General features: G+C 39.5%; 20 protein-coding genes and 1 tRNA gene. 4 read left to right on the forward strand and 17 right to left on the reverse strand.

What is annotated here, in order from left to right; translation table 11 throughout:
- From ACTHJT_RS15935 to ACTHJT_RS16005, 15 genes are all read right to left on the reverse strand, one after another.
- Positions 1-1,307, reverse strand: a 1,307-nt coding sequence (locus ACTHJT_RS15935) for an amidophosphoribosyltransferase (RefSeq protein WP_440240010.1), incomplete at its 3' end; no start/stop codon positions are given.
- 12 nt (positions 1,308-1,319) lie between these two features.
- Positions 1,320-2,801 (reverse strand): NADH-quinone oxidoreductase subunit N, encoded by a 1,482-nt coding sequence (locus ACTHJT_RS15940; protein ID WP_440240012.1) that lies wholly within the window; start codon positions 2,799-2,801, stop codon positions 1,320-1,322.
- A gap of 47 nt (positions 2,802-2,848) precedes the next feature.
- Positions 2,849-4,540: a complex I subunit 4 family protein gene (locus ACTHJT_RS15945; RefSeq protein ID WP_440240014.1), complete on the reverse strand. Its 1,692-nt coding sequence runs from the start codon at positions 4,538-4,540 to the stop codon at positions 2,849-2,851.
- A gap of 9 nt (positions 4,541-4,549) precedes the next feature.
- On the reverse strand, positions 4,550-6,601 hold the full coding sequence (locus ACTHJT_RS15950; protein WP_440240016.1) for an NADH-quinone oxidoreductase subunit 5 family protein: 2,052 nt from the start codon (positions 6,599-6,601) through the stop codon (positions 4,550-4,552).
- Between the two features lies 1 nt (position 6,602).
- Positions 6,603-6,908 carry an NADH-quinone oxidoreductase subunit NuoK gene (gene nuoK, locus ACTHJT_RS15955; protein WP_440240018.1) on the reverse strand — a complete coding sequence of 102 codons (306 nt, stop codon included), beginning with the start codon at positions 6,906-6,908 and terminating at the stop codon, positions 6,603-6,605.
- Positions 6,905-7,426, reverse strand: a complete 522-nt coding sequence (locus ACTHJT_RS15960) for an NADH-quinone oxidoreductase subunit J family protein (protein ID WP_440240020.1) — start codon at positions 7,424-7,426, stop codon at positions 6,905-6,907. The genes nuoK and ACTHJT_RS15960 overlap by 4 nt, the downstream gene beginning before the upstream one ends.
- Positions 7,423-8,562 carry a 4Fe-4S binding protein gene (locus ACTHJT_RS15965; RefSeq protein ID WP_440240022.1) on the reverse strand — a complete coding sequence of 380 codons (1,140 nt, stop codon included), beginning with the start codon at positions 8,560-8,562 and terminating at the stop codon, positions 7,423-7,425. The genes ACTHJT_RS15960 and ACTHJT_RS15965 overlap by 4 nt, the downstream gene beginning before the upstream one ends.
- A gap of 1 nt (position 8,563) precedes the next feature.
- Positions 8,564-9,661: a complex I subunit 1/NuoH family protein gene (locus ACTHJT_RS15970; RefSeq protein ID WP_440240024.1), complete on the reverse strand. Its 1,098-nt coding sequence runs from the start codon at positions 9,659-9,661 to the stop codon at positions 8,564-8,566.
- Between the two features lie 432 nt (positions 9,662-10,093).
- Positions 10,094-10,552, reverse strand: coding sequence for a hypothetical protein (locus ACTHJT_RS15975; RefSeq protein WP_440240026.1), 459 nt, complete (start codon positions 10,550-10,552; stop codon positions 10,094-10,096).
- 27 nt (positions 10,553-10,579) lie between these two features.
- Positions 10,580-11,389 (reverse strand): glutamate racemase, encoded by an 810-nt coding sequence (gene murI, locus ACTHJT_RS15980; protein ID WP_440240028.1) that lies wholly within the window; start codon positions 11,387-11,389, stop codon positions 10,580-10,582.
- Positions 11,386-11,952, reverse strand: a complete 567-nt coding sequence (pth, locus tag ACTHJT_RS15985) for an aminoacyl-tRNA hydrolase (protein WP_440240030.1) — start codon at positions 11,950-11,952, stop codon at positions 11,386-11,388. Before pth ends, murI begins: the two co-directional genes overlap by 4 nt.
- 275 nt (positions 11,953-12,227) lie before the next feature.
- On the reverse strand, positions 12,228-12,803 hold the full coding sequence (locus tag ACTHJT_RS15990; RefSeq protein WP_440240032.1) for a 50S ribosomal protein L25/general stress protein Ctc: 576 nt from the start codon (positions 12,801-12,803) through the stop codon (positions 12,228-12,230).
- A gap of 21 nt (positions 12,804-12,824) precedes the next feature.
- Positions 12,825-13,751, reverse strand: a complete 927-nt coding sequence (locus tag ACTHJT_RS15995) for a ribose-phosphate pyrophosphokinase (protein WP_440240034.1) — start codon at positions 13,749-13,751, stop codon at positions 12,825-12,827.
- Between the two features lie 70 nt (positions 13,752-13,821).
- Positions 13,822-13,894: transfer RNA gene (locus tag ACTHJT_RS16000), tRNA-Gln, on the reverse strand.
- A gap of 205 nt (positions 13,895-14,099) precedes the next feature.
- The gene (locus ACTHJT_RS16005) at positions 14,100-14,975 is read right to left on the reverse strand and encodes an SDR family oxidoreductase (RefSeq protein ID WP_440240036.1); all 876 of its coding nucleotides are present in this window, start codon (positions 14,973-14,975) and stop codon (positions 14,100-14,102) included.
- 134 nt (positions 14,976-15,109) lie between these two features.
- On the opposite strand from ACTHJT_RS16005, the gene ACTHJT_RS16010 reads away from it, so the two are divergent.
- The 4 genes from ACTHJT_RS16010 to ACTHJT_RS16025 all read left to right on the forward strand — a co-directional run bounded on the left by ACTHJT_RS16010 (position 15,110) and on the right by ACTHJT_RS16025 (position 19,034).
- Positions 15,110-16,075, forward strand: coding sequence for an OmpA family protein (locus ACTHJT_RS16010; protein WP_440240038.1), 966 nt, complete (start codon positions 15,110-15,112; stop codon positions 16,073-16,075).
- Positions 16,076-16,187: 112 nt separating this feature from the next.
- Positions 16,188-16,658: a hypothetical protein gene (locus ACTHJT_RS16015; protein ID WP_440240040.1), complete on the forward strand. Its 471-nt coding sequence runs from the start codon at positions 16,188-16,190 to the stop codon at positions 16,656-16,658.
- Positions 16,659-16,765: 107 nt separating this feature from the next.
- Positions 16,766-17,512 carry a VTT domain-containing protein gene (locus ACTHJT_RS16020; protein WP_440240042.1) on the forward strand — a complete coding sequence of 249 codons (747 nt, stop codon included), beginning with the start codon at positions 16,766-16,768 and terminating at the stop codon, positions 17,510-17,512.
- Between the two features lie 55 nt (positions 17,513-17,567).
- Complete coding sequence (locus ACTHJT_RS16025; protein ID WP_440240044.1) at positions 17,568-19,034, forward strand: DUF5723 family protein; 1,467 nt, start codon at positions 17,568-17,570, stop codon at positions 19,032-19,034.
- A 114-nt stretch (positions 19,035-19,148) separates the two neighbouring features.
- On the opposite strand, the gene ACTHJT_RS16030 is transcribed toward ACTHJT_RS16025, so the two are convergent.
- Positions 19,149-19,466, reverse strand: coding sequence for a rhodanese-like domain-containing protein (locus tag ACTHJT_RS16030; protein ID WP_440240046.1), 318 nt, complete (start codon positions 19,464-19,466; stop codon positions 19,149-19,151).
- Positions 19,467-19,537: 71 nt separating this feature from the next.
- Positions 19,538-20,116, reverse strand: a 579-nt coding sequence (locus ACTHJT_RS16035; protein WP_440240048.1) for a precorrin-2 dehydrogenase/sirohydrochlorin ferrochelatase family protein, incomplete at its 5' end; no start/stop codon positions are given.

Consider the following 20,116-nt stretch of genomic DNA (forward strand, 5'->3'; position numbering starts at 1 on the left):
ACAAATGATTGTCGAACATCATCCGATGTAATAAAAGAGCGCAGTTTAGCATCTTTAATAACCATCTTTTCAATACGAGGGCGCAAGGATAATACTTTTTCAAGCTCTTCACCCGCGACACCTTCTGAAATAACTTTCTTACGATACCTTGCCAGGTATTCCTCCATGCCTTCAACCATGCCAAGGAAGCTTGTTTCAGCAGTGTTGGGAACATATGAAAATACAGTATTCTCTATATCGTAATCAATGGCTTCAAGTATCTGAGGAGTTAATATCTTACCAAGCTGCTTACGTTCCTGGTAGATCTGCGGGTCTGAGCCACGCGAAAAATAAATACGTTCAAAGCTGCACGATTTTTTGGGAAGCTGGTCTATAAATTGTTTTTCTTCGTAATTACCATTACGATCTATAATCAATGCAAAGCCTGGCTGTACTTCCTGGATATCATCATAACTGATTTTTTCCATTGCACTTTTGATTGCCTGTCTTTCAGACGCAACAATCACAATTTCATCGTCTGCATAGTAATATGCCGGACGAATACCAGCCGGATCGCGGGCTACAAATGCCGCGCCATGGCCTGCAATGCCCATCATGGCATAACCACCGTCAAAATCCTTGCATGAGCGCATTAATACACGCTGCAGATCCAGTTCATTTTCGATGATGGTAGACACCTGTGAATTTGAAAAACGGTCTTTGTGCTTTTCAAACAGGTATTGATTTTCTTCATCCAGAAAGTGACCGATCTTTTCCAAAACAGTTACCGTATCTACTTTCTCTTTCGGATGCTGTCCTAATTCAATCAGCTTATTAAATAGCTCATCAACGTTTGTCATATTAAAGTTTCCGGCAACAACCATGCTACGGCTTCTCCAGTTATTCTGACGCAAGAACGGATGGCAATTTTCGATATCATTGTTACCATGCGTACCATAGCGCAAATGGCCCATTAAAACTTCACCGGTGAAGGCTACGTTTTCCAACAACCATTGTGCATCGTTGATCTTATCTTTATTATCGCGAAGTGCTTTGCGGAATTTCTTATTTACTTTCTCAAAAATTTCAGCAATGGGTTGCTGATCTACGGAGCGGTAACGGCTTATGTAACGGGTACCCTGAGGGACATCTAATTTTATGACTGCAATACCGGCGCCGTCCTGGCCTCTGTTATATTGCTTTTCCATCAGTGTATACAGCTTATTGATACCGTAGTAAGGTGTGCCGTACTTTTCCACGTAATAGGAAAATGGTTTACGCAACCTGATGAGTGCTATACCACATTCGTGCTTTATCGCATCGCTCATAGATGATAGTTTTTAAATAAATGCAACTATTACTCGCAACAAATCCATCAGCCAGCCGGGCATAAAGAACAAACCAATGACCGGAAGCATAATTAAAGTTACGAAAACCAGAGAACTTTTATGTATGGATGTAAGTATTATTGTGTTTTCAAATCCCTTGAAAAACAAGGAATAAGGAATCTTCATATAATAGAAAACAGAAGCTACTGTTCCCACAAGTGCTACACCTACCACCCCTAACAACATTGGGGAATGAATGGTTTCATATTGCTGCCAAACCGTGCTGAATACAAACAGTTTTGCGAAGAAACCGGCTGTTGGGGGTAAGCCGATCAGCGTTGCCATTACTATAACAAAGATAAGACTCATAGCAGGTTCCTGCTTACCTAATCCATTAAAGTTATTCACAGCATCACCTTTTACTACATTCTCAAAATAATCCAAAATGAACAAAGATGCAGGTACAGCAAATAAATAAACGACCAGATAAAAAAACAACGATTGCTGGCTTAAATCAGTACCGCCAATAATCGCCATACCAATAAAACCTCCCTGAGCTATAGAGGAATAAGCCATTAACCGGCGTACATTAGTCTGTATCAGTGCGGATAAGTTTCCAACCACCAAACTAAGTCCGATGACAGAAGCCAGTACCAGGGTATAGGTCTGCATGCCTTGAAATAAAGCTGAAAGTTTCAATAAAAATACAAAAGCAGCGATTTTGGGAATCGTTGAGAGAATATTCATGACCCCCCAGCCCGAACCTTCATACGTATCCGGTGTCCATGGATGAAAAGGAAACAATGATGTTTTAAAGAACAAGGCCGCTAACACCATTGCTAATACGATCCATTTTGCAAATACCGGTACGCTTGCAAACACCTGTATCCAGCGGGGCGAAAATACATCCATCCCTCCAGTTAAACCATATAGCAATGAAATACCAAACAGCATCACTCCTGTGGCAAATACTCCATATAACAAATACTTTATACCGGCCTCCGTGCTTTTCTTATCCATCCTTGAAGCCACCAACATGTAGGATGGTATGGAGATCAATTCAAGTGATAGGAATACCATAAACAAATTGATTGCGGCAACTAAAAAGAAACATCCCAGTACAATAGCAAGCAGCAAAATATATGTTTCGCCGCGCTCCCGCAGCCATTGAGAAGAGGGGGAAAATTGAATAAACAAAAGGGCAATAATACCGCTGATCAACACCAATGCTTTACTGAATAGAACAGCAGGATTCTGGTGCAGCATTTCATTCATAAAGTGCACTTCCGTTAGGCTGCATCTGCAGGCAAGAAGCGTAATCAATTCAAAACCTGCAACCAGCATAAAGGCTAGAACTGTCAAAACAAAATATGTATTTTTTCTTGTTCCGGAGAACATATCAAAAAACAAAACAGCAAGTAAACCAAACAGTAACAAGCCTTCCGGAACAAGGTACTGTAAGCTTTCTCGGATATGTTCAATTAAAGTCTGCACGTAGATGTTTTATAAAATTTCGAATAAGATGTTGTTGCGATTCAGCCTTACTGCATGTTCATGAACAAATTTGTCCATGCTTCCATTGATGGCCCTATTTTATCAAGCAGAACAGATGGAAACAACCCGAATAGAATAATGAGTCCGGATAGTACATACAACAATGCTTTTTCATTTATTGTTAAATCTTTTAACGTTGCTGCATCAATACTCATGTGTGTTGAAAATTTACCAAAGAACATGCGTTGCAGCGTCCACAAATAATAGGCTGCAGACAACAACAGACCTAGTGTTGCAACCAATGGCATCCATGTTGGAATGGTTGCCGTAGTTGCCTGCGCCTGGAATGCACCAATGAAGATCAATATTTCAGCAATGAAGCCTGACATACCAGGCAAGCCCAGAGAAGCAAAAAATGCAATCGTAACAATGACTGAATACGCAGGCATTTTTGAGATCAAACCACGATAGTTCGGTATCATACGATCATGTGTACGATCATACAATACACCTACAAGCAGGAATAACAATGCTGCAATAATGCCATGACTGAACATTTGATAAACAGCACCGGTTACGGCTTCAGTTGTTGCAGCAGCCAATCCCAGGAGCACAAACCCCATGTGTGATACAGAAGAATAAGCAATCATTTTTTTAAGATCTGTTTGGGCAAGGGCAACCAGTGCCGCATACAGAATGGTGATCACACCAAGCAAACCAACCCACCAGGATGCTGCTGCGGCTTCCTGTGGGAACAAGGGCCATGCAATCCGGATCAAACCATAACCACCTATTTTTAGAAGAATCCCTGCCAATACTACTGATACTGCTGTCGGCGCCTCAACGTGTGCATCCGGCAGCCAGGTGTGAAATGGAAATGCAGGTAATTTAATAAGAAAACCAACCAGCAAAGCCAGAAAGCACCAGGTACGGATAGAATAGCCGAGAAACAACACAGGATTGGAATCACTTAATAATCCATTGGGAAGATAATTCAATGGACTGCTTAATTGAATAATATCCAACGAATGGATTAAATACTGGCTTGATAGCTCCCCTGTCTGAACGCCTGCCTGAATGTCCTGAATGCCATAATCAAGATTTGACGGCACTGCCAGCATCATCTCTGCAGGGTTGTATGTGCTGATGTATAATACAATGAAAACAATCAAAATCAGGATTGATCCCAATAACGTATATAAAAAGAATTTGATGGAAGCATATTCTCTTCTCAGGCCGCCCCATATCCCGATCAGGAAGAACATAGGCAACAGCATGAATTCAAAGAACAGGAAGAACAACAGCAGATCCAGCGCTAAGAAACATCCGGGAATGGAAATACATAATAACAGAAACAACGCATGATATCCTTTAGCCTGGTGCTTAATATTCCAGGAAGCACAGGCACCAGCAAAAAGAACAATTGCACTTAGCAATAATAAAGACAGGTTTAAACCATCTACACCTAAAAAATAGTTAATCGAGAGAATACCTGAATTTCCGATAGACAGCTGAAACCAATTTACCTTTTCGGTATATACCAGTGAATCATAGCTATGGAACTGAAAATATTCAGGTTTAAAGTTTATAAATAAGAATATCGTTAAACATAGTTGGATACCTGTAATTGCTACCGTAAGCCAGCGGTATTTGGTATGCTCTTCCCCCTGAATAAATACTAATCCCAACAATCCCAACAGGGGCAGAAAGATGAGAATGGATAATATATGTGTTGCCATAATGTATACTTATAGATACCAGCCCAGAAAGAGCAGTAACAATGCAAATGCTATTAATGTAAAATAGAAGTACGACTGTATTTCCCCTTTTAAAAACGAACGGAAATAAGAACCAATGAACCGGCTTATACCGACAATTAAATGTACAAAGCCATCTACTATCCACCGGTCAAATACATCTGCCAGCTGAGCTATTACAATAAATAAATATGCCTTCGCATGAATGCAGCTGTCAATAATTTTATCTGTTGCATAAAATACCTTTGATAAAACAAAGACCGGCCGAATAATTAAAACATCAATTCCTTTCTCCAAATAATAATTATTTGCGAAGAGCTTGGTCAAATGCAACCGTGTATCAACAAATGTATCAACCGCTTTGTATTTACTCACTGCTACCGCTAATGCCGCTGCAGCTATGACAATAGCTGTTACAGGAATGAACAGATGAAATTCGTGTGTATGCGGAAGCACGAAAGATTGATGCATCCACCAGCCTGTTTGAGCATGCAAGGGATTCAATGAAAAGAAAAACCAGAAACTGGCTATTCCTAAAACAATCATCGGAACATTGATGAGCCATTCACTTTCTTTTATATGATCAAAATATTTTTTGTAGGAAACATCTACTTTTACCAGACGAAAGTCGCCAAAGAAAATCAGGATCAATTGTCTGGTCATATAAAAAGCTGTTAATCCTACTGTAGAGAATGCAGCAACAACAACAAGCCAGGACCAGCCACCTTGTGCAACTGCCCAATCATAAAGAGCCCCCAGAATAGCATCTTTAGATAAAAACCCTGAGAAAAAAGGCAAGCCGATCAATGCTCCGTATGCAATGGAATAAGTAATAAAGGTTATAGGCATTTTTTTTCTAAAACCACCCATCAAGCGCATATCAAGCGTATCCAGTACTTTATACTGTCCATGATCAAACTGATGACTCTGCAGGTGGTGCATGACATGTATAACTGCACCTACTGTCAGGAACAGGCACGCTTTGAAAAAAGCATGCGTCGCTAAATGGAAGAAAGCAGCATCATTTGCTCCGATACCAACAGCCATCATCATGTATCCCAATTGAGACACGGTTGAAAATGCCAGTACCTTTTTACTGTCAAACGTGCGTATGGCCTGCAAAGCTGCAGCCAATGCCGTGATGCAACCTATAACAGTAATAATATATCCTACCCAGCCGCTTAGCAGAAATGATGTTTTCAATAATAAGAACACTCCCGCTGCCACCATCGTTGCAGCATGCAGCAATGCAGACACAGGTGTAGGGCCAGCCATTGCATCCGGTAGCCAGACGTATAAAGGAAACTGTGCAGACTTACCTACTGTTGCAAACCAGATAGCAAGACCTGCCAATACGGGTAAAGCAAACAACGAAGTGTGCAGTGCCATGTTGGTGTTTGCCTGAATAATTGAAATCTCTGTAGTTCCGTATACTGCATACAGAATCATGATGGCAATTACAAAAGCAAGATCTGCAAACTTATTATACAGAAATGCCTTTTTAGCAGCTGCCGCTGAACTGTCCTTTTCATACCAGAAGCCAATCAGCAGGAATGAAGCCAGGCCAACGAGTTCCCAAAAAATAAATGTAATCAGCAAATTATCACTCAATATGATTCCCAGCATGGATGAAACAAACAAAGCCAGGTATGGAAAGTATTTGGAATGATTACGTCGTTCTTTCATATATTCAACAGAATATATGTGTACCATCAACGAGACGAATGTTGCAATCACCATCATGGTGCTGCTGTAATTCGTGAGTAATAAACTTGTAGTAAACTTAAGGCTTCCTATTTCAAACCAAATCCATCTGGAAAGATGTGAGCCTTCCAGATTGATGTGTACATAAAGGGATAACACGAACATCACACCCATAACAACTGTTGCCAGCCAGGAACGGATTGCCGCAGGAATATGCTTTCCGGCAAAAAACAGGATCACAAACGTAATGACCGGCATAAAAAAGATTGTCAGTGCCAGACTTGAAATACTGTCAGCAGCAAGTAAAGAAACTTCAATATGTGGAGCTACTGCGTTCAATCTATTTTTCTTTTAGATTTTTAATTTCAGATAAATCAACTGTATTCAGTTTCTTGAACAATACAATGATGATAGCCAACGCCACAACAGACTCTGCAGCAGCAACCGTAATCACCAGCATACTGAACAGCTGCCCATTCAGATAGGGTTCGAACTGACCAAAGGCTACTAAATTTATATTGGCTGCATTGAAGATCAATTCGATCCCCATCAGTACATATAAAATATTACGCCGCGTAAATACAATAGCAGTACCGATGCTAAACAATAATATGGAAACGATAATATAATAATCTATTGGAATCATGAAGCCTTTTTGTTTTGTTCCAATGCTTTACCTGCGATCCATCCCGCACCTACCAAAACAACCAGCAATAAGACAGCAACGATTTCAAAAACAACAATTTTATCTGTTATCCATAGAAACCCTGCTGCTTTTGTTATACCGTTCTTATCATATGGCGATGTGTGTAATACAGGAAAATCAAATGCCAGTTCACGTAATAAAAACAATAACCCAACTGCAACCACAACCACGGTAATTACAGAGAGCAGTACATGTTTTTTTTCAAAATACGTTTCGGGATCGCGATAGGTATACAGTACACCAAACAATAGCAGGATTAGTACACCGCCTACATACACAACCAGTTGCACAACTGCTAATAAATCAGAGCCTGCAATAACAAACAATGCGGCTACTCCTAAAAGCGTCGACATTAAAGCAATGGCTGCATATACTACATTACGTGTAAATAAGATCACCAATGCTGATGATAGCAATTGTATAGAGAAGAAAAAGAAAACAAGCCGAATCAGTGTCATGCGTTTGTTTCGCCTCCTTCCTCAGTCTTTTTAGGAATGATCGGTTTCATCACAGGCTTCATAATGGGCTTTGGCTTGGCTGCCGGTTTAACATCTTCCTGCGATGCCGTTGTATTTTGTGCTGGTTCACTTTCAGTTTTTGAATCTGTTATTTCTGAGGCAGGTTCAGCTGAAGAAGCCTTAGGTATGACAGGTTTCATGACTGGTTTAGGTTTCGGTGCTGCTTCTGTTGATGCCGTTGAATTTGTTTCTTCCGCAGGTTTATCTGAAGTCTGTTCCCCTTCCTTAGGAGCATCTGTTACCGGCTTCTTCACAGGAATTACTACTTTCGGTTTGAAGACCGGCTTTGATGGAGCAGGCTTTTCTGCCTGAGCCTCTGCTGATGCCTCATCAGTACTTGTCGCATTGGTTGCAAGATCTTTATTCTCTGCTTCAGCATCTGTGGCCGGTTTCTTTACCGCTGGTATTGCTACCTTAGGTTTGAATGCAGGCTTCGGTGTTGCAGCAGGTATTTCTGTTTTTTCTGATGTATCTGAAGATACAGGCTTAGCAGCGGCAGCTTTCTTCGCTTTTTCTTCCGCAACCAGCACTTCCATCTCTTCTCTTTTTAATACACCTTCAGCCGGACTTAATTCCGCGAAGTGATATACCATGTTGCTTACATTGTATTCACTGAAGTCGTATGTCTTAGTCATGGTTAAACATTCCGTCGGACAAACCGTTGTGCACAAACCACAATAGCAGCATTTTGCCATGTCAATGTCAAACTTTGCTGCATAGATCCGTTTCGTACTGCCGTCGGATGTTTTACCGATTTCAACCGGAGATTTTATGGGTTCAATATCAATACAGTTTACCGGACAAACTTTCGCACACAGATCACATACAATACAATCGTCTACTTCGTTGTGCAAACGGTAACGTCCATTATCCGGTACCGGAATGGATTCATGCGGATATAAGTTTGTTACAATACCATCTTTGTGTGTGAAGTAATTTCCATCCATCACACCCACCTGTGGTTTGCGGCTGAATCCGATAGAAACAAAAAAATGTTTAAGGGTAAGGCGCAGACCTATAGCCATCGATTTTATCGATACAATGAATAAGCCAATATTTGAAATACGTCTTGCCATTTTATAATTTCATCCATACCACCCACACGCCACTTACAAGAACAAGGAAGAGCGATAAGGGTAATAATATTTTCCAGCACAAATTCATTAACTGATCTACACGCAAACGCGGATATGTCCAGCGCATCACCAGTTGAAGAAATACAACCAGCATGCCTTTTGAGATCAGCCAGAATAATCCCCAGGCATAGCCTGCCGCAGTACCCGGTACTCCGCTTGTCCATTCTGCCAAACGCACACTACCGATGTTTGGTAATACAGTGTTCCAGCTTCCAAAGAATAATACGACACCAAGAAATGCAACCAGCAGCATCATGGCATATTCTGCCAGGAACAATACCGCGAAACGAAAGCCTGAATATTCTGTATGAAACCCGGAGACCAACTCAGATTCACCTTCAGGAATATCAAAAGGTGCACGATTACATTCTGCTAAGGATGCAATAAAGAAAACTACATAAGTGATTAACAGGAATGGATATTTGAATGCATTCCAGCTAATAAAACCACCAACCTGATTTACATCAATACCCCATGAAGTTACGCCGAATAACGAAGTGTTTATTTGCTGTTCGTTGTTAAAATAAATTCCCTGTTGAAAACTGATTTCCTGCAGATCCAATGTCTGGCAGATCAGCACAACTGCCAGTATGCTTAATGTTAATGGAATTTCATAAGAGATTACCTGTGCAATAGCACGGAACGCGCCGAGAATAGAAAACTTATTGTTGGATGCCCAGCCAGCCAGGAAGATTCCTACCACATCAAGGGATACAATCGTAACCATGAAAAAAACTCCTACTTCTGCTTTCGAACCAATAAGATCCGGCGTAAAAGGTAAAGTTGCAAAGCCTGCAAAGATGGCAGTGAAAATGATAATGGGTGCAAGGCGGAATAAAAAACGATTGGTTCCTGTTGCAATGATATCTTCTTTCTGTAATAATTTTACCAGATCGGCAATGGTTTGAAGCATACCATAAGGGCCAACTTCCATGGGTCCTAAACGGTCCTGAATAAATGCTGCCACTTTGCGTTCCGCCCAAACAATAAATACGGCATACAAAAGAATCAGCGTCAATACAAATAGCACTACAAACATGCCACGAATTTAAGAACAAAAGCGGGTAAAGCCTAGGGAATGAGCCCATTTTATGCACATTTACAATGAATGCGGAAGGCTAAAAGCCCAAGACTTTGAAGCAGTTACAGCGCCTTCAAAACAGAATGTTCTATGATACCCAAATTGAGGTATTGATTGTATGGAAATGCCTTAAAAAGCTGGAATATTATTTCAGAATTTGCATTGAAGGCAAAATGGAAAATTCAGTTCAATTGTGTGTCTAGGTTCAGGTCCCAGCGGGATCTATATTTATCTGATCATTATTGAGAGCATTTCATACGCATGCAAATATTGTAATGCCACTGTCAGGTGTGCCTGGTGGGTTCACTCGGATTTAAGTAGAATGGCTTGAGTAATTTTTCAAGGATCGACAGCGACATACAATGTCTTCAATAGTTTTTCCATCAAAAATTATTTCTTTCTTCTTATACTGATCTTCGAACTTGCTCTTCCGTCTTCAGAATAAATAGTAATCAGAAATGTAGATTCCTCTGTTTTAGAAAAGTCAATAAAGCAACTATTTGTATCTGATATCCTGTAATCAAACGTTTCATCGAAAAGATTTGTAAACGCTAAAAAATATCTTCCGCCCTTATATTTCGGATCTCGCCAGCGTATTGTCAGGGTATCTGTTTTTACTTCTATTACATCATTATTATCTGTACCTAAAAAGGCTATGTTGCCTTGCTGATAATATAAATCCTGCCGGTTACCTTGATAGTTAGTAGTACATCCAGGTCTGAATGTACCTTTAATTCCATCTGGGAAAACAGCATCCACAATTGCTTTGATACTATCTTTTTCAGTATTTTTTTGAGCATGTGCAAATTGAACAAAAACAAAAAGCGAAAATACGGTTAAAAATTTCATAGCTATTCAAATTTAAAAGTTTACAATCTACTCCCATAAGGGATAACGTTCCAGATGCACTTCCTGTCTGAAAAATAAACGTGTTGATTCAGCGAAGGACTGTGTATAATCTGACACATAAAATTTATGCTGGGGTGCCGTTTCTGTATTGAGCAGGTTGTTGGCAACCAGATACTCTTTCAATGCATCTGCAACAATATCCGAACTATCGATCACCTGTACGCTGCCTTTGTACAAGGCTTTGATCTGTTCTTTAATCAATGGATAATGCGTACATCCCAGGATCAACGATTCAATGCCCTCCAGCGATTTATCCTGTAAATAATTCAGGATGATGCTTTCAGAAATCGCATTGTTAAAATACCCTTCTTCTATCATCGGCGCCAGTAAAGGAGTTGCCAACGCTTTCAGAGTTATTTCTTTATTCAGCTTATCAATTTTACGTTGATATACATTTGAGCTGACCGTTTTTTTGGTACCGATCAGGCCCACTTTTCCTTTCGGATATTCATTCCCTACATAACGTACGATCGGATCAATAACATTAATCACTTTAGCCCGGCTGCCGGCATATTCCTTCACCAGCTGATATGCCGCCGAAGACGCGGAGTTACACGCGATCAAAATCACTTTGCAGTTTTGCTTCAGCAGCATATCGGTAATCTTTACCGCATAGGATTGTATCGCCGCTGTTGATTTATCACCATACGGAAAATGTGCGGTATCACCGAAATAAATAATCGTTTCATTCGGCAATAACTGATTCACAGCATAGGCAACAGTTAATCCGCCAATGCCGCTGTCAAATATTCCTATGGGTCTTTGTGCGTCTGTCATTTCTTTGCATTAACTGTATTCATGGCTCTTTCAACACCTATGGTGGCAAAGCCTGTTACGGCATCCTTTGCTCTCTTAAGAACGTCTGCCATACCTTTTTGTTCTTCTGCCGCAAATGGCGCCAGTACGTAATCCACCTGCTGCCCTTTTGCAAAATCACTACCTACGCCCATGCGTAAACGCGTATAGTTCGCTGAGTTCAATGTTGCTTCTATGTGTGACAAACCATTATGGCCACCACTGGAGCCTTTCATCCTCATACGTAAAGTACCAAAAGGTAGTGCCAGATCATCGGTGATCACCAATATATTTTCAATCGGAATCTTTTCTTCCTGCATCCAGTATTGAACAGCCTTACCACTCAGGTTCATATAAGTAGTAGGTTTTACCAATACCAGCGTCCTGCCTTTAACTTTCACTTCTGCGATATGAGCATGACGTTTAAGTTCAAACGTTACACCTTTTTCCTCCGCGATAGAATCCAACACCATAAATCCTATGTTGTGGCGCGTTTCATGATATTCAGAACCGATATTGCCCAACCCTACAATCAGGTATTTCATATGTAATAGTAAGTATTACTGTTATTTTATATTATAAAGGTACAAAAAACTACAAGAGATACAGGTGAGAAAATTCCAAATAACAAAAAACAATTCGCCGCGGCGAACAAACGGTTAGAAACGCCTAACGCTGAAAGCTAAATGCCTAAAGCCTAAAAATCTTGATAGAATAACACAAATCTTTTTGTCCTTTAATCCTGTAAATCCAGATTCAGACAAAAAAAAGAGATCCAGCCATGGGCGGGATCTCCTTAATATGAACAGGGAAACTAAAATTATTTCTTAGCAGCAGCCTCTTCTTGTTTCAACGATCTTGGGATCGTGATTGTGCAAACCGGAATAGACTTGGCGTTCAAGATTGTGAAATTGTTTGTTTTGATTTCACCAACTTTAACTGACTTAGCTAATTCAAGGTTTGAAATATCAACTGTGATATAATCAGGAAGGTCTTTTGGTAAAGCTTTTACAGTTAATTTAGATACTTTCTGTACTAGTTTACCCCCTTTGATAACACCTGGAGATGTACCTTCAAATTTAACAGGGATGTTCATTTTAACTGGTTTGTTGTCAGACAACGCTAAGAAATCAACGTGTAACAACATTTCGTTTACCGGATGGAATTGTGCTTCCTGAACAACACACTTATATTGTTTACCTTCAAGGTTTAATAACACTGTGCAAGCTTCACCTGTGTAAATTATATCACGGAATAAAAACATTGGCACATGGAAGTGCAATTGTTTTTCGCCACCGTAAAGTACACATGGTACGTTTGAATCAAGACGTAGGTCTTTAGATCCTTTTTTACCGAGATTTGCTCTGCTATACCCTATAATCTCTACTTGTTTCATAATTGTTTTTGTTTATATGTATTAAAGAAATAATGAACTAACTGAATCATTGTCCTGGATTTTACGGATCGCTCTTGAGAATAAATCCGCAACCGTAAGAACTTTGATTTTTGATGTTTCTTTGCGCAATGGAATCGTATCTGTTACGATCATCTCTGTTAATACAGAGTTTTCAATGTTCTCATACGCAACACCAGAAAGGATTGGGTGTGTACATACCGCACGAACACTTTTTGCGCCTTTTTCCATGATCACCTGCGCAGCACGTGTAATCGTACCACCAGTATCAATCAAGTCATCTACCAAAACGACATCTGCACCTTCTACATTACCGATCAACTGCATGGAAGCAATTTCATTGGCACGTACACGGTGTTTATCGCACACAACAAATTCTGCTTTTAAATGCTTAGCGAATTCACGTGCACGTTTTACTCCTCCAACATCCGGAGAAGCGATTATTAATTTATCTGATTCTATGCTTCTCAAATAAGGGATAAAGATCGCAGCACCGTCCAAGTGATCTACAGGAAAATCAAAGAAGCCCTGAATCTGTCCGGCATGTAAATCGCAAGTCATTAAACGATCCACACCTGCTGCAGAAAGTAAATTCGCTACCAGTTTCGCCGCGATCGGCACTCTTGGTTTATCCTTACGATCCTGGCGTGCATAACCAAAATACGGGATGATTGCTGCTACTTCTGCTGCTGAAGCCCTTTTAGCCGCATCTACCATCAACATCAGCTCCATCAGGTTATCTGAATTAGGGAACGTTGATTGGATGATATACACATCTTTTCCACGAACCGATTCATCAAAACTCACATGAATTTCACCATCGCTGAAACGGGTTATCGTTCTGTTACCAAGAGGTTGATCATAAGCAGCAGCGATTTTTTCTGCTAAGTAATGAGAGTTTGTTCCTGAGAATAACTTTAGGGATGGCATACCTTTGATGGTTTGGTATAAAACTAAAACGATTTAACCCCATTCATTAGGATTAAATCGCCTTTGTTTGTTGTCCGACTAGGTTTCGAACCTAGACTCTTCTGAACCAAAATCAGACGTGTTGCCAGTTACACCATCGGACAATCTCAATGATAAATAATGTGGTTATTTGTCATTTCGGAGTGCAAATATAAGTGAAAACTCATTTTTAGCAAAGCATGTGTACATCTTTTTTTTAATTTGAGACTGTTTTTGGTATTAAAAATACTGCTGTAAGCCTCAAACAGCTAATTTTTAACCAGTTGAACACAGATTAAAGAAATTGCTTGTAAACTGAAATTTCAACTTTTATTTTCCCCGGATACTTCTTTCAATTTCCTGCCACTCTTCCTTGGTTACTACATCCAATCCATTAAATTCCCCTGCCCCTTTCAGCCACTCTCCGCCGTCAATTGTTACAATTTCCCCGGTCATATAAGCCGAATACTCTGATAACAGATAAGAAGACAGATTTGCCAGTTCTTCGTGCTTGCCGAAACGTTTCAGCGGAATACGGTTCTGTGGTTCGAACAATTCAGCGATCTGGCCCGGAAATAACCGACTCCAGGCTCCTTCTGTCGGAAATGGACCGGGTGCTATCGCATTAAAACGAATATTGTATTTGGCCCATTCTACTGCCAGTGATCTGGTAAGCGCAATAACACCTGCTTTTGCACAAGCTGATGGTACTACATAGCCGGAACCCGTAGTAGCATAGGTTGTAACAATACTTAAAACCGTTGCCGGAATTTTATGATCGATCCAGTATTTACCAAAAGTAAGTACACAGTTGTAGGTTCCTTTTAACACAATATCAACAACTACATCAAAAGCTTTCGGCGAAAGATTTTCCGTAGGACTTACAAAATTACCTGCCGCATTATTCAGTAAGGCATCTACACGACCAAAACGTTCAATACTTTTTTGCAGCAATTCTTCCACCTGTCTGTAATCCCTTACGTCACAGGCCACAGCCAATACTTCACCACCGGTTAATGCTTCCAGTTCTTTGGCAGTAGCTTCCAGTACATCCAGTTTTCTGCTGGTAATTACAACTTTAGCACCTAGTTGCAAAAGCATTTGTGTCATGCTTTTTCCTAAGCCTGTACCGCCTCCGGTTACTACAACAATTTTATCTTTAAATGCTTCTGCCTGAAGCATAGGTTTGAATAAATTTAATTCCATATTTTATAAAAGTTAATGGTATAAAAGCATGTGGTCGAAATAATAAATATGTATTTTTACAATACATCGTAAAGTAAATATACAACTTAACGTCATTGAAATTATTTTGTTAAATAAACTATTTAAAAGCGTTCATGAAAAAAACAAGGTTATTGCATATTGCCATTGGAATATCATTAAGTGTAGCATTTCTGGTAAATACTTCCTGTATTGTCAGTAAGAAGAAATACGATGCTTTAAATAAGCGTACATCTGCCTTGGAAGCTGACAAAGCCTTATGCGAAGAGAACTTTAAAAAGCTTGTACTCGAACAGGCTGCATTAAAAAAACAATACGATAGTTTATTGGCAGTTAGTAATCAATTGATGCAGGATACAACCGACCTGAATGCTGCATTACGTAAAACTCAATCCAACTATGAGGCACTAAACAGTACATATGAACGTTTGTTATCTACACATAACAAAATTATCAACTACAATGCTTCTGAATTAGAGAAACTAAATAAAAGCTTAGCGAAGCGTGAGCTGGAAGTTAGTAAACTACAGGCTGACCTGAGCGAGCGCGAACGCAGAGTAAACGAACTGGAAAAAGTAATTGCTGATAAAGACCGTGCGGTAAATGAACTTCGTAATAAAGTAACTTCTGCCTTGTTAAATTATAAAGACAAAGATCTTACGATCCAGGTGAAAGACGGGAAAGTATATGTTTCATTAGCAGAACAACTGTTATTTAAATCAGGCTCTACAGAAGTAGATCCAAAAGGGGTTGAAGCATTAAAAAAACTTGCTGCTGTATTAAAAGAACAAAAAGATATTACCATCATGGTAGAAGGTCATACAGATGACGTACCAGTTTCTAAAGGAACAAACGGTATCAAAGATAACTGGGATCTGAGTGTATTACGTGCCACATCCATCACACGTATATTAACCGGCGCTGGTGTTGATCCTATCCATGTAGTACCTGCGGGTCATGGTGAATTTATTCCAGTAGCAACAGGCAAAACCCCTGAAGCAAGAAGCCAGAACCGTCGTACAGAAATCATCCTTACGCCGAACTTAAATGAATTATACAAATTACTGGAAACAACAAAATAAAAACAAGCTGCAACGTAACCTGTGCAGGTGTTAGTGCCCTGCTGAATATCATTGTGTCGGCAGGGATTTCATCATTCATAATTTATCATTTATCATTCATAATTATAAACCCATGTTAGATCAACTTATTCAATCGGCTCAACAACAGTTGTCACCACAGCTGGAGCAATTAGGTGTACAACCTTCTCAACTTGGAAGCATCTTTAATGTTGCACAGGATTCCCTTACAGATGGTTTAAAATCACAAGCTGCCAGTGGTGGCCTGGATTCTGTATTCAGCCTGTTCAACGGCCAGGGCGGTAACCTGCAATCGAATTCAATTGTATCTTCTTTATCAAATGGCTTTGTTTCATCGTTGGTTTCAAAACTTGGCATTGACCAATCCATGGCATCAAAAATTTCATCTGTTGTTGTTCCGTTTGTTATGCAAAAATTTGCAGGTTCAGAAACGGGATCTGCGGCATCTCCAACCGACCTGGCTGATAAATTAGGCTTTGGTGATATCAGCAGCAGCTTAGGCAGCTTACTGGGAGGCAAAGATAAAGGAGGCGACTTACTGGGTGGAATCGGGAATTTATTCTAAAAAATAACTCTTTAATCTAATTTTAGAAGTCTGGATAGGAAACTATTCAGACTTTTTTATTTACAGACTAAATTGATTCTTATATTTGACCTTTCTAACTAAACAACATGAGTAAACTGGACGCTTATTTAATAGAATTACAGAATGAATTTTTAAAACTTAAAGACTTCTGGATCAACAGTACATTAAAAGCAAAGCTATCCATGATCTTTCTGCTGGCCATGTATGTACTTCCGTTTATTTCAAACTTCATACTTGTTACACTGTTTGCAGTAAATATCGAACATATTAAAGTCATGGATCCGGTAATGTTTATTTATTGGGGAATTCTGATATTCTTTGCTTCCACGTTTTCCATTATTTCGACTACGCTGTTATCTATAGCATGCGGCTATTTATTCGGGTGGATCGCCTTCCCGATATTGTTGACCATGTTTACGATTAGCTCTCTTATAGGATACTTTTTATCAAGCGTGTTTGATCAGCAAACGATCATGAGCTGGATTGGTGCGAATGAAGTGGCTTACAATTTTATTGAAAAACTAAAAAAACGTGCCAATTTCATGGTCTTCGTGATGCGTGTCACCCCTATTTTACCATTTACCGTTACCAATGTCCTCTGTTCCTATTTGTCAGTACCACTTAAAAATTATATCGGTATGAGCATTATAGGTATAGGTGCCCGATTGGGAATTGCGGTCTATACGGGAACTCAAATAAGCTCTATTGTAAGTATGGAAGATGACCCCGTTTATAAATTTCAAAAGATCGGATTATTATTAGGTTCATTGATATTATTCGGAATATTGTATTATCTGGTAATGAAAGAAAAGGATAAAGCTATGGATGCGTAGTTATTAACCTATATTCACTAAATTTAGACTTTTAATAAATCATATTATTTCCTCTATGAAAAAACTGTTACTTCTTCTCTCACTTCTTATAGCAAGCACTTATACTGTTTTCGGACAAGCAGAAGGCAGTGTTGTTTCAGCTTCGGCCAGAGCCGGTGTAGCCACTACTTTCGTAACAGACTACCAAAGCATTGGTATCAATCCGGGGAACCTGGGATTGCGTTCCAAATATGAAACCAAACATGTTACATTTGGTTTCCTGGAAATGAATACATCTGCATTTGCTAAAGGCGTTACCACACAGCAGATGAAAGATTATATTTTCAACGGGAAGTCATTATCCTATTCTGATCAGTTACATGCTGCCAGCATCTTTGCATCCAACAACATGTCTGTAAACGTTGACGCAATGATCTTAGGTCTTGCTGTGCAATCCGACAAATTCGGTGGACTTGCCTTCAGTATCAATGATGCGGTAAGAGGAAATGGTAACCTTTCTCAGAACTTCACAAACTTTGTTTTCTCCGGTGGTACATCCACACAATATTTTGACAGCTTACAGTTGAATAACGGTGCGCATGTAGTGAATGATCCGAATAACTATAATATCTATAATAGTGTGGGTATTGACTCCGCCATATCAACTAACGGTGTTTCGCTTAGCACAGTGTTCAGCGGTACAAATTTGAAAGCACATTATTACAGAAGCTTCAACGTTGCTTACGGAAGAGAAGTATTCAGAAATGAAGTATTCAACGTGAGTGCAGGTGTTGGTTTGAAATATGTAATGGGATATTACTACATGGATGTGCAAACAGATGCGAATGGAAGAGTTCAAGGCGATGTGGTGAATAACACTGTTTTCTCATCTTTATCAAATGCATTGAACGTACCCAGTATCAGCAATGGCGGAAATGTACTCGAACCCCAGGGACAAGGCTTTGGCTTTGATATCGGTGCTACAACAGAAATCTATGACAAATTGAAAATCGGTGTTTCTGTAGTGAATATAGGAGGTGTTAAGTATACAAAAAGCACATACAAAATTATTGATGAACCTATTCATAAAATTGATTATGATGCCTCTACAGCCGATGCCTTAAAACAGACAATTTTCTGGAAAGAAGGTCCTTCCTTTACGGTTAAACTTCCTAACATGCTTCGTATGGGTGCCAGCTTAGCCCTGTTTGAAAAAAGAGTTGAAGTAGGTGGAGATATTGTTGTTCCGCTAAATAAAACAGCTGGTAATATCAACACTTCAATTATAGCAGTTGGAGGCGATGTTTATTTAAAACGTTGGTTTAAAGTTTCAAGTGGTGCATCCATTGGCGGTAATTATGCAAATAAAATCGACAATTATTCTACGCACGTATGTATCCCATTAGGATTAACATTTATCGCAGGTGAAAATGGCGGCTGGGAGGCGGGTATATCAACAAAAGATATTATCAGCTTACTTTCTCCAAACGGAAAAAGCCCATTGTATTCTGTTGGTCTGTGCGTATTCAGATTCAGAGTTTAAGCAGAGTTACCAGATGCTAGATACTAGTAACTAGAGAACATTTTACTATATAAAACAAAGGATCCCAATAGCAGAGCTATTGGGATCCTTTGTTTTATAAGTTTTAGGATTAGCTTACATCACATCCAGATCAGGATCGATCTCATCTCTCCAGGCTAATATACCGCCTTCGAGATTATACAGATTTTCAAATCCAAAATTTCCTTCCAGAAACATAATCGCATTTGCGCTTCTTTTCCCACTTCTACAATGAATAATCACTTGTTTATCTTTAGAGATCTTATCGACATTCTGCGGAATTGTACTTAATGGAATTAACTCCCCTCCTATCTGTGCAGATTCAAATTCAGCCGGCTCACGCACATCAATCAATTGTATATCAGCACCTGAATCCAGTAATGCTTTCAGTTCACTTACACTTATTTCTTTCATAACCGAGTATTGATTTTACCTGGGACAAGTTACCTATTTCTTTATGTATTTTAAATGAGGACTACATTATTTTATTTAGAGTCTTCATTCATGGATTTCGTTATCTCGTTCATTTTTTGAACTTTATATTCAAAATCTCCTTTCAGTTTATTTCGGATCTGATTAAGCTGCTGCAAAATCTCATCAATACTCATTGGCAGTACATCTTCAAGTAATTCACGCATACGCTTTGCAAAAGTAGGTGATTTCCCGTTGGTTGAAATTGCGATTTTCAGGTCTCCCTTCTGCACAACAGAACTCAAATAGAAGTCGCAAAGTTCCGGCGTATCAGCAACATTCACCAAAATCCTTTTTTGTTTTGCATCAGCCTGCACCTGAGCGTTCAACTCATGTATACAAGTGGCGGCAATGACCAGATCTGCTGCATCAATATCTGTTGCTTCATATGTTTTGTAAGACAACTTCAATCCCGAATGTACTTCAGACCAGGCAGCAATTTCCTTGCTGATCTGCGGAGCGATCACATGAACAGAAGCACGCGGACTATTTTTTAAAACAGCTCCTACTTTTTCTGTACCAACTGCCCCTCCGCCAATAACAATAAGCTGCAGCTTATCCATCCTAAAAAAAACAGGAAAGAGTTCATTCCC

Source organism: Cytophaga sp., assembly GCF_051961495.1.
GTDB lineage: Bacteria > Bacteroidota > Bacteroidia > Cytophagales > Cytophagaceae > Cytophaga.